This is a genomic window from Streptococcus sinensis (assembly GCF_000767835.1).
Taxonomy (GTDB): domain Bacteria; phylum Bacillota; class Bacilli; order Lactobacillales; family Streptococcaceae; genus Streptococcus; species Streptococcus sinensis.
Genome location: NZ_JPEN01000062.1, coordinates 15,283 through 30,330, shown reverse-complemented (window position 1 = coordinate 30,330; position 15,048 = coordinate 15,283). Strand labels below are relative to the sequence as shown.

Below are 15,048 nucleotides of genomic sequence, written 5' to 3'. Positions count from 1 at the left end.
TAGAAAGAATAATGAAATTTTTAGTCAATTATTATAAGCAGATTTCCTATTTGCTTATCAGTTTTTTATTTTTAGATATTACAGCTGTCACCACTCTATTTTTACTTCAAGTAAATAAGAACATAGAAAATTACAGTAGCTTAGGGTTTGTTTTTCTTGGTTTAATCGTGGCTCTATTTGGCTTAGGGCAGATTGTATCCCAACTGCTAAGTCGAAAGCTGCTAATATGGTCTGCTATCGTCTATGCTTCTTACATACTATTTTCTTACTTGCTAACGGTTACTCAGCATATTAATGATTTTGACTTTAAGACAGAAAATTTACTTAGTAATCACTTTTTTCAAGTGAACGGCCTACCTTATTTACTTCTTATTTTTTTCTTCGCCTATCTTATAAACTATTTCCCTTCTTTAAAAAAATATAATTCTCTGGACTATTTTATTGTTGATAAATACAATAAATATTTTCTAGAGAAACTCTTTCTGTCTCAGTCCCTTATTTTCTTGTCTTTAACAGATGATAAGATGACAGGTGTTTTTCAGCACCAAAGTTTGCTGACGACTTATCTTACAGATAAAGGATTTGAAATCTCTCAAGATTCTATTTTAAAATTAATTGGTTTTATTATTTTACTCTTTCTTTTATTTTTGATCCCTAGCTTTTTAGGGATAAAGGGATTAAAAGATATTTCGAAAAACAGAGGCAGTTTTTCAGTTGCTGTTTTATGCAGCGCAGTTCTTTCTGTCATTTTCAACTATACTATTCAAAATAGTATTCGAGGAGATGTTTTGGTTTTAGAACTGCATTTATTTGCAGGGGCAAGTCTCTTTCAGATAGCAGTATTTTTTGCAGCATTTATTTTTATCTACCTTGTTTTCAATCAAATTTTCTTAGCAAGCATTGTCATATTGGCTACGATTATTCTTGCAACCATTGCCAGTAGTTTGAAATTTCAATATCGTCACGAACCTATTCTGCCAAGTGATGTTAGCTGGCTAAAAAATCCAAAAATTTTGTTTGATTTTCTTGGTGGCAATTATGGAATCTATACTATTGCAGGATTGGCAGCTCTTGGAGCTTTCTATTGGTTTTTCCGTAGAAGGATTTTACCTGGGAAAATTTTATCGATGATAAAAATGCAGCTTATGTTACTGGCTTTTCCTATTATTTTTTTTCTAGGTATTTTACAGATATTCTCTTCGAAAGAAAATGGTAAAGTAGCTGACAACATCCCCGTTATCTCTATTTTAAATAATTATCATGACTTGACTTGGTTTGGTAATACAGTTAATTCGCAAATGAGGTCTATCTCTTTTGTTTGGTTTACTCAATTATCAGATAAGGCTATGATCCAGTCGGCAGGATATTCCAAAGAAAAAATTCAGGAAATAGAAAAAAAATATGGAGAACTTGCTGATTCCATTAATCAGGAACGTCAACATAACATTGAACAGCAGACTGTCATTTATGTCCTCAGTGAAAGTTTTTCTGATCCTGCCCGGATTGACGGCGTGTCTATGTCAGAAAATCCAATTCCAAATATTCAGGAAATTATGTCTAAGACAACCAGTGGGTTGATGCAGTCAGACGGTTATGGCGGTGGAACAGCAAATATGGAGTTTCAAACGTTGACCGGTCTGCCATTTTATAATTTGTCACCATCTGTTTCAGTTATTTATACGGAAGTAGTGCCAAAGATGAACAAACTTCCGGCTATCAGTGATTTTTACACTTCTCAAAATCGTACCGTGATTCATTTGGCCTCACCAAGTAATTATTCCAGAGACATCATTTATAAAGATCTGGGATATGATACCTTTATTCATTATGGAACTCAAGGGTTGCAGGGAGATCATATTGGTGGAAACTATAGTGATAAAACGACCTATAATCAAGTCTTAGATCGCCTAAAAACAGACCAAAGTCAATTTTTCTCAGTTATGACGATGCAAAATCATATGCCTTGGACGGAAGTCAATCCGATTTATATGTCTGCTAGTTACCCAGGTTTCACGGAGGCAGGAAATAAATCCTTATCCAGCTATGTAAGGATGCTCTACCACACAGACAATGCGACCAAGGATTTTTTGGATAAGCTTTCTAAGATTGATAAAAAGATAACAGTGGTCTTTTATGGTGATCATTTACCAGGCTTATATCCTCAATCAGCTTTTAAGGATCATCCTGAAAACCAATTTCTAACAGATTACTTTATCTGGAGTAATTATGAGACACCCAAGCTGGACTATCCTTTGGTTAACTCTAGTGATTTTTCTGCCTTGTTGCTTGAGCAGACCAATTCTAAAGTATCTCCTTACTATGCTTTATTGACCGAAGTTCTTCATAAGGCTAGTGTGGACAAGAAGGCACTGGAGCCATCAGCCCAAGAAATTGCAGATGATTTGAAATTGATCGAATATGATATGGTTGGCGGAAAAGGCTATCTTTCAAAGGATTTCTTCGCTATGCCAGCGAAATAAAAAATAGAATAGGTTTACCAATTCTATTTTTTATTATTTTATGCTAAACTAGTAGTATGGGGGTGAAGATATGATAAAGATTTTCGGGAAAGTACGCTATCATTGGCAACCAGAGATGTCAGTTTTAGTTATTTATTGGTCTTTGTCGGTTATCCCGATCTTTATAGGGCTGGCCTTGATGTATGAAAGTTCTAGAGTACCAACTCTTGTTCTCTTTTCCTTCTTCTTATTTATGGTTTTGTTGGGCATTGGTGTGCATCGATATTTCACCATATATGATGATGGGATTTTGCGGATTATTACGGCAAATCCTTTTACGCCAATCAAGATTGACATTTCAACTATCGAGAAGTTAGAAGTAACAAAGACCTCAATCACTCTTCATTTTACAGGGAAAAGTCGTAGCAGAACCTTCTGTATGCGCAAATGGCCAAAAAAATACTTTGTCAACGCCTTGGCTCTTAATGAGCATTTTAAAGGGGAAGTCGAATTGGTAGATAATTTTACTCTTCTAGATTATTTTGAAGTCTATTATGGTGATAAGGCTAAGAAAAACTAATCCTTTAGCAGTGCTCTGGTTGGACAATTTTTGATGGCTTCGAGAATATCGGGATGATCAGGGACTTCTTTTTCTAACAGTTGGTCATCTTGATAAAATTTGACAATGCCATTATCGTGATAGTCAAAGATGTCTGAGTAAGTTTGGCAGAGCCCACAGGCAATGCAGCGTTCGGGAATGAGTGTAATTTTCATACTCATATTGTAATAAGATTTTTAGAAAAACTCAAGGAGGAAGTCATGGAAAAAGAACCATGGGAAGCAGATGTATACGATAATGGAGAAGAGAAATTGAAAAGAATTAAAAAAGTTCAAGCGAGTCGAGTAGATCGTATTTTGACGGTTTTAGTAGCTGTTTTTTTGATATTGGTCATTGCAGTTACGTGCTTCTTGGTCTACCTTTCTATTGGTGGAAGTAATAAGAAGACGAGTATGGAAGGCTTTTATGGGACTTCTGCTGCTGTTGCCTCGTCAAGTAGTACGGAGCAACCTGCTTCAACAGAGGCGGCGGCTACACCTGAAGGAGAAACGACAGAATCATCTGAAGGGACTTTGACGGTTCAGCCTGGTGAAGGTGAGGCGGCTATTGCTGCGCGTGCAGGCATTTCTATTGCAAAATTAGAGCAGCTAAATCCATCGCACATGTCCACTGGTTCCTGGTACGCCAATCCAGGTGATGTTGTTAAGATTCAGTAGGAGCGGGTTATGAAACAGATTCAAATTGCTATTGATGGACCTGCTTCAAGTGGGAAATCCACTGTTGCAAAAATCATTGCAAAAGATTTTAATTATACCTATTTAGATACTGGAGCCATGTACCGTGCAGCGACATATTTGGCTTTGCGAAATCATTTGACTGAAAATGACGCAGCAGAGATTGTGGAACTGCTTGAGACTTATTCGGTCAGTTTTGGTCGTGCAGATAACGGTGAGCAGCTGGTGTTTGTTGGGGATGTAGATGTGACCCATCCGATTCGTGAAAATGAAGTTACCAATAATGTGTCGTGGGTGTCGGCTATCCCAGAAGTACGTGAAAAACTAGTTTATTTGCAGCAGTTGATTGCTGCTCAAGGTGGCATTGTCATGGATGGCCGTGATATTGGAACGGTCGTTTTGCCAGATGCAGAACTTAAAATTTTTCTAGTTGCTTCGGTCGAGGAAAGAGCAGAGCGCCGTTATAAAGAAAATCTTGCAAAAGGGATTTCGGCTGATTTGGAAACTCTCAAAAAGGAAATAGCTGAGCGGGACTATAAAGACAGTCATCGCGCTGTATCGCCTTTAAAACCAGCGGCTGATGCCATTCATTTTGACACGACAGGTGTTGGAATCGCAGAAGTTGTCGCATTTATTGAAGAAAAAGCGAAAAAAATCATTGACAAATAAAAAGAAACTTGATATGATAGTAGAGTTGAGAAAAGCAGAAGTGAGAACTTCTCGCCTTGCGACTAACGTTGTCTGGCTCTACAGGATTCAGTTTCAGTGATGAAATACTATCATGTAGTGCGGGTTTGCGTTAGCAGGTCCGCACTTGTTTTTCTCGAAAAATAAAAAAAGAGGTGAAAACCATAGCAAAACAAGACTTATTCATCAATGATGAAATTCGTGTGCGTGAAGTTCGGTTGATCGGTCTTGACGGCGAACAATTAGGTATTAAACCACTTAGCGAAGCGCAATCTCTTGCGGATGAGGCGAATGTCGATTTGGTCCTGATTCAGCCACAAGCTAAACCACCTGTTGCGAAAATTATGGACTATGGCAAGTTCAAGTTTGAGTATCAGAAAAAGCAGAAAGAACAACGTAAAAAACAAAGCGTTGTCACTGTGAAAGAAGTACGTCTCAGTCCTACCATTGATAAAGGGGACTTTGATACAAAGCTTCGTAACGCACGCAAGTTCCTTGAAAAAGGGAATAAAGTTAAGGTATCTATTCGCTTTAAAGGTCGGATGATTACCCACAAAGAGATTGGAGCTAAGGTCTTAGCAGACTTTGCTGAAGCAACTCAAGATGTTGCAATCATTGAGCAAAGACCTAAGATGGATGGACGTCAGATGTTCATGCAAATGGCACCGATTAGTGACAAAAAATAAACTGTCAGAAAGTTAGAAAAAGGAGATTTTACCATGCCAAAACAAAAAACACACCGCGCATCAGCTAAACGTTTCAAACGTACAGGTTCTGGTGGCTTGAAGCGTTTCCGTGCTTACACTTCTCATCGTTTCCACGGAAAAACTAAGAAACAACGTCGTCATCTTCGTAAAGCAGGAATGGTGCATGCAGGAGATTTCAAACGTATCAAAGCAATGCTTACAGGTCTTAAGTAAGAGATTTTGTGACACTTATCTAGGAAATATTGGAGGAAAATAAACATGGCACGTGTTAAAGGTGGCGTTGTATCACGCAAACGTCGTAAACGTATTTTAAAATTAGCAAAAGGTTACTATGGAGCAAAACACATCTTGTTCCGTACTGCAAAAGAGCAAGTAATGAACTCTTACTACTATGCATACCGTGACCGTCGTCAGAAAAAACGCGACTTCCGCAAACTTTGGATCACTCGTATTAATGCGGCAGCTCGTATGAACGGACTTTCATACTCACAATTGATGCATGGTCTGAAATTGGCTGAGATCGAAGTGAACCGTAAAATGCTTGCTGACTTGGCTGTTAATGATGCAGCAGCTTTCACAGCTCTTGCAGATGCAGCTAAAGCTAAACTTGCTAAATAAGAAGATAAAAAGTTGAAACGATGTTTCAGCTTTTTTCTTGTTAGGATGACAATCGCTAAGTGTTTTAGTATAATATAGTGAGAATGGATGGAGGAGTGAATGATGATGTCAAATCGGTTAGCTTGGGATGAATATTTTGCGGCGCAGGCACTTTTGATTGCCAATCGTTCGACCTGCAAACGGGCTAAGGTTGGAACGGTCTTAGTCAAGGATAATAAGGTTATTTCGACCGGCTATAATGGATCCGTTTCAGGCACGGAGCACTGCATCGATCATGAGTGTTTGGTCATTGACGGGCATTGTGTACGGACCTTGCATGCGGAGGTCAATGCTATCTTGCAAGGAGCGGAGCGAGGCGTGCCTAAAGGCTTTACGGCTTATGTGACCCATTTCCCCTGTCTCAACTGTACCAAGCAGCTGCTTCAGGTAGGTTGCAAACGGGTGGTCTATATCAACCAATATCGGATAGATGACTATGCCCAGTACCTCTACAAGGAAAAAGAAGTGGAACTGATGCATCTGCCGTTGGAAGATGTTAAGGAAGCTATTGCTCAGACGGATTTGGTTTAGGCTGGTGGGAGGTGATACAAAAGCCCCTGCAATCCCCAGTTCCATCTGAGCTAATAATAGAGTTTGAGTTATAGTTTTGGGCTATAACTTTTCTTTTGAAAAGAATTCAGCATTATTTATTAAAAAGTGATATAATGAAAAGGTTATATAGTCCCGATAAGATGGTAGGAAACTTCTATCAGTACTTTGTAACTCGCAAACAATGACGGCTCCAAAGTCGCTCGTCATTCTACGGTTGCCCCTATATTGCGGTCAACCGATGCGTCTTACTAGCTTCAGAAATAAAAAAGTATCGTTTTATTTCTTTCGCGTCGTAACTCGTAGGTGATATGATTTGCAATCATTTTGGAGTTTGTTTATTTGTTTAATATTTTTTAAGGGGGGACATTTTTATGTCAGAACGTAAACTTTTCACGTCTGAGTCTGTATCGGAGGGACATCCCGATAAGATTGCAGACCAAATTTCCGATGCTATTTTGGATGCTGTCTTGAGTCAGGATCCAGATGCCCATGTGGCTGCTGAAACAGCAGTTTATACGGGCTCAGTTCATGTTTTTGGGGAAATTTCAACCACAGCTTATGTAGACATTAATCGTGTGGTTCGTGATACCATTGCAGAGATTGGCTACACCAATACAGAGTATGGCTTTTCGGCAGAGACAGTCGGTGTGCATCCATCTTTGGTGGAGCAGTCGCCAGATATTGCTCAGGGTGTCAATGAAGCTTTGGAGGTTCGCGGGAATACGAATCAAGATCCATTGGACTTGATTGGTGCTGGCGACCAAGGGCTTATGTTTGGATTTGCGGTGGATGAAACGCCAGAACTCATGCCGCTTCCTATCTCGCTAAGTCATAAGCTAGTCCGTCGATTGGCGGAATTGCGCAAATCAGGAGAGATTACCTATCTGCGTCCAGATGCTAAGTCACAGGTGACCGTTGAGTATGATGAAAATGACCAGCCTGTGCGTGTGGATACAGTAGTTATTTCGACCCAGCATGACCCAGAAGTGACCAATGAAGAGATTCATCGTGATGTGATTGAAAAGGTAATTAAAGCAGTTATTCCAGCCCAGTATTTGGATGATAAGACGAAATTCTTCATCAATCCAACCGGCCGTTTTGTAATCGGTGGACCTCAAGGGGACTCTGGCTTGACAGGACGCAAGATTATTGTGGATACTTATGGCGGTTATTCTCGTCACGGCGGCGGCGCCTTTTCAGGTAAGGATGCAACCAAGGTTGACCGCTCAGCTTCATACGCAGCTCGCTACATTGCTAAAAACATCGTGGCGGCAGGACTTGCTAAGAAAGCAGAAGTACAGTTAGCTTATGCTATTGGTGTGGCTCAGCCGGTTTCTGTACGCATCGATACTTTTGGCACTGGGGCAGTTGCAGAAAGCAAGCTGCAAGAAGCAGTTCGTCAGATTTTTGACCTGCGTCCAGCCGGTATCATCCAAATGCTGGATCTGAAACGCCCAATCTATCGTCAGACAGCAGCTTATGGCCACATGGGTAGGACAGACATTGACCTGCCTTGGGAAAAGTTGGATAAGGTAGAGGCTTTGAAAGCAGCAGTGAAATAAGTATTTTACTTGATACAAAAACAACAAACAAGCTCTATTTCCAGAAAAATTCTGGAGATGGGTTGTTTGTTGTTTTTCTTTTATGGTTTTAAGCTTGCTTGTAACAGTGAGGTGGAAGCAGTAGAGACTTACAGCAAAATGAGCCAATGCTGTAATAAGAGTTGAATGACTACTTATAAAAGGTGTTGTTTTCTAACGGACTGCCTCCAAATCAATGCTTAGAACCTTGTGAAGGCTCCTTATTGGAAAATCACATTTTGCAATTGCTTATTTGAAAGTAACACAGACAGCTTCTGGTACATAGAAATCATGAGATAACTCAGTCAATCTTCCTGTTTCAGTATCGCGTTTGAAGACAGTTGCATTGTCGGAGTCTTGATGGACGGCAATGATATAGTTTTGGTCAGGTGTGATATTGAAATCGCGCGGATTTTTACCGTTTGTTGGCGTGATTTCGACAAGCTGCAAACTTCCATCAGCCAGAATTTGATAAACGGCTATCGAATCATGGCCGCGGTTAGAGCCGTAGAGGAACTTGCCATCTGCAGAGAGGCGAATGGCTGCGGTGCCATTAAATTCATCAAATCCCTCTGGGAGAGTTGAGATGGTCTGCAGGTGCTCAAACTGCCCGACGCCATCGTAAATCAACACTTCAATGGTTGAGTTTAATTCGCAGATGAGATAGGCCAATTTATGGTGATTATGAAAGACAATGTGGCGTGCTCCAGCTCCAGCAGCACATGTGTAAGTATCAAGTTTATTCAGTTTTCCAGCTTCTGTCACATCGTAGGTGGTTACTTGATCCGTTCCGAGGTCACAAGTAATCAGGTATTGATCGGGTGTCAAGTCAGTATAATGGACATGGGCAGAGGCTTGGTTAGCATGAGGACCTTGGCCGATATGAGTGTCCACATCAGCCAGCTTTAGGCTGCCATCTTCCTGCCGCTTGTAGACCAGCACTTGCCCCTTGTGATAGTTGGCTCCGTAAACAAGCCCTCTCTCCTCATCAACAGCGACATAGCAAAGCGGAGCGCCGTCTTCCACCACACGATTGAGCAGCTGAGCCTTTTGGTCGTAGGCAGCAATTCCACCTTGTCCATCTTCTGCACCAACTGTGTAAAGATGACCAGCTTGGTCAAAGGCTAGATAGGTGGGGCTTGGTTCCTCAGCTACTAACTCCAAGTTTGATAGCAGGCCCTTTTCAGTATCAAAATCTGCCTTATAAATCCCTTGCGAATCTCGGCGGGTATATGTTCCAAAATAAACTGTTTGAGTCATTTCTACACCTCATTCTTTTAAAATAGATCAATCTATTATACCATAAAATCAGTTGAAAGGGGTTTAGGCATAGGATAAGACATGTTTTTAAAAGAATAGTATCAGTTCTAAAAAACAGACAAAAAACAGATAGCGGTTAGGAAGGGGATAGACTGCTTTGATAGAATGGAATTGTTCAAAAAAAACAAATACAATCAGGAAAGCTCAAGATTCCTGTGTTATAAAACAAAGGAGAAATCAAATGAACACAAAAAAAATTGCTATGCTTGTTGCCCTTATCGGAATGTCTGGATTCTTTTTAGCCGCATGTGGGTCTAAAAATGCTGATAATCAAGAAGTCATTGACGGCAAACAAGTGGACTTCAAGAAAGACGCTGTTGACCAAAAAACTAAGACAGTAGACGGCAAGGAAGTGACAGAATACACGATGCCAGACGGAAATGTTATTCAGATCCCAGCTGACGGTGAAGAAATGCCAACGGATGAATCTGAATCAGCTAATGAATAAAAGATAAAACTTGTAGGTTGGAGGCAATATGTTTCGAAGAAAAAAAATGAATCGTAAAACCATTATATTGGGCAGCACAGTCATTCTTGCTTGTGCTGGTCTGGGAGGCTATATGCTTCTCAAGCAGGTCAATCAGCAACAGGCCATGCAAATGGTAGATAAAAAGATTGATTCGCTGACGGTTCAGGAAGCTGTCAATAACAGTAAGAAAACAAGCCTAGTTTTATCTGGGGAAGTAGTTGCTAACAATAGCAGTAAGGTCAAGATTGACCCTTCCAAGGGAGAAGTCAAGGAAGTATTTGTTAAAAATGGCGATACAGTGACACAAGGTCAACCTCTCTTCTCCTATGTGACATCGCAGGAACTGACAGCTCAGTCAGCTCAATACGACGCCCAGTCTAAGGCCAACGCCATTACAACTGCTCAAAATAGCGCCGCTATCAAATGGGAAACCTATAACCGTAAGCTGGCTAGTCTCAATGCACTCAAGGGAAAATATAATTCTAGTCAAGACGAGTCCCTGCTTGAGCAGATAAAATCTGCCGAAGACGAGCTGGCTCAAGCACTCACTGATGCTAAGACTGCTGACAATGAAGTGACGACAGCTCAGATTGAGGCTGAAAAGGCTCAGGTGACCGCTCAGACGGAATCAGACCGGATGAAATATGATACCGTGACAGCCGATACAGCTGGAACCATTACATCCATGAATGAAGATTTGCCAACTCAGTCCAAGACCAAAAAAGAAGAAGAAAACTTTATTGAAATCATGGACAAGTCCAAAACTTTGATCAAAGGGTCTGTTAGTGAGTTTGACCGTGAGAAGCTGAGCGTGGGACAGAGAGTGGATGTCGTGGACCGTAAGGATCCGAAGAAACGCTGGAGTGGCACGGTGACCCAGGTCGGTACTTTGACAACAGCAAATACTGGAAATAGCAACGGCGGAAACAAACAACAGGAAAACCCCAACCAAGGCAAGTACCCTTATACTGTTGAGCTGGATCAAGGCGGAGAAATGCCGTTGATAGGCTCCCATTCTTATGTCAATGTTGTAGAAAATGCTCCTGAGGCAGGCAAGGTAGTTGTCAATAAATCTTATACCTTCAGCAAAAATGGTAAAACCTATGTCTGGAAAGTAGATGGCAAGAAGCTGAAAATGCAGGAAGTTAAGACTCAGAAAGTTTCCGACCGTTTGGTGGAGATTACAGAAGGCCTGACAATGCAGGATACCATTTCGACACCAAAAGAGGGCATGGAAGAAGGGATGGAGGTAGGACAGAATGTTAAAGCTTAAGGATATCCACAAATCTTATCAGCAGGGCAGTCAGGAATTTCCGATTTTAAAAGGAATTGATCTGCATGTGAAAGAGGGGGATTTTCTAGCGATTATGGGGCCGTCCGGATCTGGCAAGTCCACCCTGATGAACATCATCGGATGCCTAGATAAGGCGAATTCAGGGTCCTACTATATCGAAGGAACTGATGTCTCTGATCTGTCCGACAATCAGCTGTCTGATTTGCGTAATCAGAAGATTGGTTTTGTTTTTCAAAATTTTAATCTCATGCCCAAGCTGACAGCCTGCCAAAATGTAGAATTACCTCTAACTTACATGAAAGTTCCTAAAAAAGAGAGACGTGAACGCGCCTTGGAAATGTTGCGTCTGGTCGGTCTGGAAGAAAGAAGTGACTTCAAGCCTATGGAGCTGTCTGGTGGTCAAAAGCAACGGGTAGCTATTGCTCGTGCCCTGGTGACCAATCCCAGCTTTATTTTGGGAGACGAGCCGACTGGAGCGCTGGATACTAAGACCAGTGTTCAGATTATGGAGCTTTTCAAGCAATTTAATGCACAAGGCAAGACCATTGTCATCATTACCCACGAGCCGGAAGTGGCCCAGCTTTGCAAGCAAACAGTTGTCTTGCGGGATGGCAATATAGAGACTAGGGCATTAGGATAGAAGGGGGCTATATGGAAGATATTTTTGTAGCTCTAAACTCAATCCTGTCGCATAAAATGCGCTCTATGCTGACCATGCTGGGGATTATCATCGGGATTGGTGCCATTATTGCTATCTTTTCCATCATTGAAGGAAATACGGAAAATACCAAGCGTCAGCTCATCGGCGGCAACAATAATACAATCAAGGTCGTCTATGACAAGAAAAGTTCGATTGATCCGTCCATTCCGGAAAAATCCCAAGCTCAGAAGCCTTCCTACATTCCCTTTATGGGAGAGGATGTCTTGTCCAAAATAAAGGAAATTCCTGGCGTTAAAAATGCTTTGATGACCTATGGTACGGACGAAAAGATTTACTATCTCAGTCAGAAGTCATCTGGGAAGGTTCAGGCGGTTTCGCAGTCAGTAGCTGATATAAAACAACAACGGCTGTTGGAAGGGGAGGGCTTTGACTCAGAAGCCTTCAAAAATCAAGAGCAAGTGACCTATTTGGAAAAGACGCTCTATGACACCCTCTTTCCCAATGGGGACGGCATCGGTAAGTATGTAGAAGTCATGGGCAACCCATTTAAAGTCATCGGCGTATTTGAGTCCACCGAGCAGAGTGGACTGACAGCTGGATCAGAAAAGGTCGCTTATATTCCTCTCCAACAATGGCATCGGATTTTTGATACCATCAATGTCAGTCCAGAAGTAACGGTCCAAACCCATAAAGCCGATGATTTGAAGAAGGTGGCTAAGAAGGTCAGTGACTATCTCAATCAGCAGATGTCGCAGTCAGACTATATGTTTGGTGTGCTGAACCTACAGGAATTTGAACGGCAACTGGAAAATCTCAACAAGTCCAACTTCGTACTATTGGCGGGTATTGCTAGCATCTCTCTCCTAGTTGGAGGTATCGGTGTTATGAATATCATGCTGGTATCAGTGACGGAGCGGACGCGTGAAATCGGGATTAAAAAGGCTCTGGGAGCTCGGCGCAAGATTATTCTTAAGCAGTTTCTGATCGAAGCGGTCATCCTGACTCTGATGGGTGGTGTTATTGGTGTAATTGCTGGAATTGCCTCTGGCTTTGCTATTACCCAGTCTTTAGCCTATCCATATATTTTATCCCTCTTTTCGGTCTTTGTAAGTTTGCTCTTTTGTTGTATAATAGGAGTAGTGTTTGGGCTCCTGCCGGCTGTGAAAGCATCCAAGCTGGATCCAATTGAAGCCCTGCGATTTGAATAAATAAAGGAGAATCAAGCATATATGCAAAAGATTTTAGTAGTGGAAGATGATACTACGATTAATCAAGTCATTTGTGAATTTTTAAAAGAAAGTAACTATGCTGTTACACCAGTCTTTGATGGAGGCGAGGCTTTGCTTCAATTTGAAGCAGAGTCTTTTGACTTAGTGATTTTGGATATGATGTTGCCGACCATGAGTGGACTGGATGTGCTCAAAGAAATTCGCAAGACTTCTCAAATTCCCGTCATGATTCTGACGGCACTAGATGACGAGTACACCCAGCTAGTCAGCTTTAATCACCTCATTAGTGATTATGTGACCAAGCCTTTCTCACCGCTGATCTTAGTCAAACGGATTGAGAATATTCTGCGTCGGAATACCGTCGCTTCAGAAATTGCTGTCGGTGAGCTGACAGTCTCCATTGATGACTGCACGGTTTATTGGCATGGCGAAAAGATGCCTCTGACCAAGAAAGAGTATGAAATCTTGCAGGCTCTAGCCAAGAGAAAGGACCACTTGGTGACGCGCGATCAGCTGATGAATACCATTTGGGGCTATAGTGAGCTAGATAGCCGAGTGTTGGATAATCATATCAAGAACATTCGTAAGAAAATTCCAGGCATTCCTCTGAAAACAATCACAGGTATGGGCTACCAGCTTGGAGGAGAAGACAAGTGAAGATTGTCAAAAAGAACTTCCTCTTGACCTCCTCCATCATTTTCGTGGTAGTGACCATCGTGCTGGCTAGTCTTTACTTTGCTATGCCGGTTTATTACCAGCAGGTCAAGGGTGGCGAAGCCCAGCGAGAGTTTGATCAGGTTGCCAAGCAGGTTAAAGGAAAGTCTAGTCAGGAAATCAGTGAGCTTTTGAGCAACTATAGCAAAAAAAATAATCAGATTTGGTTTACCTTACTGGCTCAAGACAATACGATTCTGTATCCCTCTCTTGAGGATGGCGGAGAAAGCTCGCTACAGCTGACAATTGTCCCAACGATTCCTAGCAGTGACTATGAGAGCAAGACCCTGTCAGAAAGCTTTCGGACTTCAGATGGTAAAGAAGTTGTCCTTAGAGGTGAGTATTCTTTGCAGCCAGTGTCGGATGCCAGCCGGATTTTGCTTAATCTCTATCCTTTTGTGCTATTTTTGTCGCTGAGTCTAGGAGGCGTAGTTGCCTATCTCTATAGCCGGACTTCCAGCCAGCGGATCAAGGATATATCCTTGAGCACCCGTCAAATGACGACCCTGCTTCCAGATGTCTTGTGTCAAGTAAAAGGGCAAGACGAGATAGCCGATTTGGCTCAGGATATTAATCATTTATATACGAATTTATTAGCTAGCATGGAGGCTCTGCGCCTAGAAAATGAAAAAGTCGCAGAAAGTGAGCGCGAAAAAGCAGAATTTCTCCGTATGACTTCCCACGAACTGAAAACGCCGATTACCAGCATGATGGGAATGATCGACGGAATGATTTATGGTGTGGGTGAGTTTAAAGATCGTGATAAGTATCTGCAGAAGTGCCGCGAAATCTTAGAAGAACAGTCGGACTTAGTTCAGTCTATTCTGGCTATTTCAAAACTGGAGATGACGACGGAGACAGAACGAGAAACCTTCTCTTTGAAAAAGCTGCTTGAAGAAAATATCAGCACTTACAAGATTCTGGCTGATCTCAAGCATTATCGCTTTAATGTTCAACTTTCAGAAGCGACAGTTCGGGGAAATAAGACCTATTTACTCAAAGCGATTAAAAATCTGATTGATAATGCCTTTCATTATACAGTGGAAGGTGGAGAAGTTTTGGTTCGCTTAGACGATAGGATGTTAATCGTAGAAAATGAAGCTGAGAAAGTACTGGACGAGTCACAGATTCAGCAGATTTTCCAGCCATTTTATCGACCAGACTATAGTCGCAATCGGAAGGATGGCGGTACAGGACTAGGACTCTTCATCGTTCAGCAAATTTTAGAAAAGCACCATCTCACTTATCGCTTTGAAGCCGTTGAGAATAGATGGATGCGCTTTACGATTTTTTTACCTCAAATAGATAAGGACTAAACGAAATTGAAGATGTATGGAATCAGGAAAGGATTCCATACATTTTTTTATGCGTTTGTCATACCTACTCTTGGCATTGTCTAGAAATTCTCTCTTAAATATGGTAAAAT

The 15,048-nt window shown here is 41.5% G+C and carries 17 protein-coding genes and 1 other annotated feature; of the genes, 15 read left to right on the top strand and 2 right to left on the bottom strand.

The genetic code is table 11. The features are described from left to right. The first annotated feature begins 11 nt into the window (after positions 1-11). Together SSIN_RS04785 and SSIN_RS04780 are read left to right on the top strand one after the other, a co-directional pair. Complete coding sequence (locus tag SSIN_RS04785; protein WP_037616334.1) at positions 12-2,480, top strand: LTA synthase family protein; 2,469 nt, start codon at positions 12-14, stop codon at positions 2,478-2,480. Positions 2,481-2,550: 70 nt separating this feature from the next. Beyond that, entirely contained in the window at positions 2,551-3,039 is a 489-nt protein-coding gene (locus SSIN_RS04780) for an EbsA family protein (protein WP_037616331.1), read from the top strand. Here SSIN_RS04780 and SSIN_RS04775 read toward each other — a convergent pair. Beyond that, complete coding sequence (locus tag SSIN_RS04775; protein WP_280513234.1) at positions 3,036-3,233, bottom strand: ferredoxin; 198 nt, start codon at positions 3,231-3,233, stop codon at positions 3,036-3,038. The two genes, SSIN_RS04780 and SSIN_RS04775, sit on opposite strands and share 4 nt — an antisense overlap. Before the next feature lie 45 nt (positions 3,234-3,278). Here SSIN_RS04775 and SSIN_RS04770 point away from each other — a divergent pair, with 45 nt between their 5' ends. From SSIN_RS04770 to metK, 7 genes are all read left to right on the top strand, one after another. Continuing rightward, complete coding sequence (locus SSIN_RS04770; RefSeq protein WP_037616327.1) at positions 3,279-3,734, top strand: SAG1386/EF1546 family surface-associated protein; 456 nt, start codon at positions 3,279-3,281, stop codon at positions 3,732-3,734. Positions 3,735-3,743: 9 nt separating this feature from the next. Further along, complete coding sequence (gene cmk, locus SSIN_RS04765) at positions 3,744-4,421, top strand: (d)CMP kinase (RefSeq protein ID WP_037616324.1); 678 nt, start codon at positions 3,744-3,746, stop codon at positions 4,419-4,421. A 26-nt stretch (positions 4,422-4,447) separates the two neighbouring features. Further along, positions 4,448-4,578 (top strand) — a sequence feature (ribosomal protein L20 leader region). 16 nt (positions 4,579-4,594) lie between these two features. Continuing rightward, the gene (gene infC, locus SSIN_RS04760; protein ID WP_037616322.1) at positions 4,595-5,125 is read left to right on the top strand and encodes a translation initiation factor IF-3; all 531 of its coding nucleotides are present in this window, start codon (positions 4,595-4,597) and stop codon (positions 5,123-5,125) included. 33 nt (positions 5,126-5,158) lie between these two features. Beyond that, a complete protein-coding gene (rpmI, locus tag SSIN_RS04755; protein ID WP_002895038.1) occupies positions 5,159-5,359 on the top strand; it encodes a 50S ribosomal protein L35 in 201 nt (66 codons plus the stop codon). Between the two features lie 45 nt (positions 5,360-5,404). Continuing rightward, positions 5,405-5,764 (top strand): 50S ribosomal protein L20, encoded by a 360-nt coding sequence (gene rplT / locus SSIN_RS04750; protein WP_003003310.1) that lies wholly within the window; start codon positions 5,405-5,407, stop codon positions 5,762-5,764. A gap of 102 nt (positions 5,765-5,866) precedes the next feature. Beyond that, entirely contained in the window at positions 5,867-6,334 is a 468-nt protein-coding gene (locus SSIN_RS04745; protein ID WP_037616427.1) for a deoxycytidylate deaminase, read from the top strand. 392 nt (positions 6,335-6,726) lie between these two features. Then, positions 6,727-7,917, top strand: coding sequence for a methionine adenosyltransferase (gene metK, locus SSIN_RS04740; protein WP_037616319.1), 1,191 nt, complete (start codon positions 6,727-6,729; stop codon positions 7,915-7,917). A 267-nt stretch (positions 7,918-8,184) separates the two neighbouring features. Here metK and SSIN_RS04735 read toward each other — a convergent pair whose 3' ends face one another. After that, positions 8,185-9,195, bottom strand: a complete 1,011-nt coding sequence (locus SSIN_RS04735) for a lactonase family protein (RefSeq protein ID WP_037616318.1) — start codon at positions 9,193-9,195, stop codon at positions 8,185-8,187. Between the two features lie 241 nt (positions 9,196-9,436). On the opposite strand from SSIN_RS04735, the gene SSIN_RS04730 reads away from it, so the two are divergent. From SSIN_RS04730 to SSIN_RS04705, 6 genes are read left to right on the top strand one after another with little or no spacing between them, the layout of a single operon-like run. Further along, a complete protein-coding gene (locus SSIN_RS04730; RefSeq protein WP_037616316.1) occupies positions 9,437-9,703 on the top strand; it encodes a hypothetical protein in 267 nt (88 codons plus the stop codon). Positions 9,704-9,731: 28 nt separating this feature from the next. Next, positions 9,732-10,997, top strand: a complete 1,266-nt coding sequence (locus tag SSIN_RS04725; protein ID WP_037616314.1) for an efflux RND transporter periplasmic adaptor subunit — start codon at positions 9,732-9,734, stop codon at positions 10,995-10,997. Next, positions 10,984-11,658 carry an ABC transporter ATP-binding protein gene (locus SSIN_RS04720; protein ID WP_037616312.1) on the top strand — a complete coding sequence of 225 codons (675 nt, stop codon included), beginning with the start codon at positions 10,984-10,986 and terminating at the stop codon, positions 11,656-11,658. The genes SSIN_RS04725 and SSIN_RS04720 overlap by 14 nt, the downstream gene beginning before the upstream one ends. An 11-nt stretch (positions 11,659-11,669) precedes the next feature. Then, complete coding sequence (locus SSIN_RS04715; protein ID WP_037616310.1) at positions 11,670-12,887, top strand: ABC transporter permease; 1,218 nt, start codon at positions 11,670-11,672, stop codon at positions 12,885-12,887. 21 nt (positions 12,888-12,908) lie between these two features. Next, positions 12,909-13,565 (top strand): response regulator transcription factor, encoded by a 657-nt coding sequence (locus tag SSIN_RS04710; protein WP_037616309.1) that lies wholly within the window; start codon positions 12,909-12,911, stop codon positions 13,563-13,565. Next, positions 13,562-14,938, top strand: a complete 1,377-nt coding sequence (locus SSIN_RS04705) for a sensor histidine kinase (protein WP_037616307.1) — start codon at positions 13,562-13,564, stop codon at positions 14,936-14,938. The genes SSIN_RS04710 and SSIN_RS04705 overlap by 4 nt, the downstream gene beginning before the upstream one ends. Positions 14,939-15,048: the final 110 nt, after the last annotated feature.

Coding starts and splice junctions, on each gene's coding strand:
- SSIN_RS04785 (WP_037616334.1), top strand. CDS start 12: ATGAAATTTTTAGTCAATTATTATAAGCAGATTTCCTATTTGCTTATC.
- SSIN_RS04780 (WP_037616331.1), top strand. CDS start 2,551: ATGATAAAGATTTTCGGGAAAGTACGCTATCATTGGCAACCAGAGATG.
- SSIN_RS04775 (WP_280513234.1), bottom strand. CDS start 3,233: ATGAAAATTACACTCATTCCCGAACGCTGCATTGCCTGTGGGCTCTGC.
- SSIN_RS04770 (WP_037616327.1), top strand. CDS start 3,279: ATGGAAAAAGAACCATGGGAAGCAGATGTATACGATAATGGAGAAGAG.
- cmk (WP_037616324.1), top strand. CDS start 3,744: ATGAAACAGATTCAAATTGCTATTGATGGACCTGCTTCAAGTGGGAAA.
- rpmI (WP_002895038.1), top strand. CDS start 5,159: ATGCCAAAACAAAAAACACACCGCGCATCAGCTAAACGTTTCAAACGT.
- rplT (WP_003003310.1), top strand. CDS start 5,405: ATGGCACGTGTTAAAGGTGGCGTTGTATCACGCAAACGTCGTAAACGT.
- SSIN_RS04745 (WP_037616427.1), top strand. CDS start 5,867: ATGATGTCAAATCGGTTAGCTTGGGATGAATATTTTGCGGCGCAGGCA.
- metK (WP_037616319.1), top strand. CDS start 6,727: ATGTCAGAACGTAAACTTTTCACGTCTGAGTCTGTATCGGAGGGACAT.
- SSIN_RS04735 (WP_037616318.1), bottom strand. CDS start 9,195: ATGACTCAAACAGTTTATTTTGGAACATATACCCGCCGAGATTCGCAA.
- SSIN_RS04730 (WP_037616316.1), top strand. CDS start 9,437: ATGAACACAAAAAAAATTGCTATGCTTGTTGCCCTTATCGGAATGTCT.
- SSIN_RS04725 (WP_037616314.1), top strand. CDS start 9,732: ATGTTTCGAAGAAAAAAAATGAATCGTAAAACCATTATATTGGGCAGC.
- SSIN_RS04720 (WP_037616312.1), top strand. CDS start 10,984: ATGTTAAAGCTTAAGGATATCCACAAATCTTATCAGCAGGGCAGTCAG.
- SSIN_RS04715 (WP_037616310.1), top strand. CDS start 11,670: ATGGAAGATATTTTTGTAGCTCTAAACTCAATCCTGTCGCATAAAATG.
- SSIN_RS04710 (WP_037616309.1), top strand. CDS start 12,909: ATGCAAAAGATTTTAGTAGTGGAAGATGATACTACGATTAATCAAGTC.